The sequence below is a fragment of the Paracraurococcus ruber genome (assembly GCF_004353985.1).
GTDB lineage: Bacteria > Pseudomonadota > Alphaproteobacteria > Acetobacterales > Acetobacteraceae > Paracraurococcus > Paracraurococcus ruber.
The window spans coordinates 1-882 of the sequence record NZ_SMOA01000624.1 but is presented as its reverse complement, the minus strand read 5'-3'; the positions used below and the strand labels follow the sequence as shown (position 1 = coordinate 882).

The 882-nt window shown below is 80.5% G+C and carries 1 protein-coding gene; it reads left to right on the top strand.

What is annotated here, in order from left to right:
* The coding region (locus tag E2C05_RS33755; RefSeq protein ID WP_205083281.1) for a hypothetical protein at positions 1-882 on the top strand (882 nt) is incomplete at both ends.

Sequence of the window (882 nt, the reverse complement as noted above, 5' to 3'; positions counted from 1 at the left end):
CGCTGCTGGCCAGCCTGCCGCAGGGCGCGCCGGTCGGGCCGGAGGCGGCGACGCCCGCCGTCATCCGTGCCGCGGCCGGGGAGGAGGCGCTGGCCGAACGCGCCGCCGCTTCCCGCGCCGCCGCCGCGGTGACGCCGAAGCCGGCGGCGGTGGCCGATGCGCCGGCCAAGGCGCCGGCGGCCGATGCGGCACGCCCGGCGACCGAGGTCGCCACCAAAGCCTTCGCTGCCGTCGAGACCGCCCCGGCGAAGGCGGCGCTGGAGCCGGCCTCCCGCCCTGCCGCGGTGCGGGCCGAGGCCGATGACCAGCCGGCCTATGCCGCAAAGGCGGACAACGCCAGCCCGGCGACCAAGGCGGCCGACCTTGTGGTCGCGGTCACCGGCACGGCCCTGCCGAAGGCAAGCGAGCCGTCCTCCGTCGTCCTTGCCGATGCCGCCCCGCGCCTCGGCGACACGGCGCCGGCCGAGACGGTGTCCAAGGCGGCTGCCGCGACCGTGACGCGCGCCGAGAAGGCCTCGGCGGCGGACCCCGCGGCGACCTCCTCGGGCCATGCGGCGCCCGCGGCCGCCGATGCGCTGTCCACGGCGACGGGCCCGGCGAAGGCGGCCGCCGTCGTCACGGCCTCGGCCGCCGACCTGGTGTCAGCCGCGACGGGCCCGGCCAAGGCGGCCGTCGCCACGGCGACCGCCGGCCTCGACCTGACGACGGGCGCCGCCGGCGCGGCCAAGGCCGCAAACGGGGCCATGACCGGCACCGATTCGGCGATTGCCGGGACGGGCACCGCAGCGGCCGGCAGCGGCACCCTGGCCGGCGCGACGCCGCCGGCCAAGGCCGCGGCCGGCACCGATCCGGCGACCGCCGGCACGGGCACCGCGCCGGCCG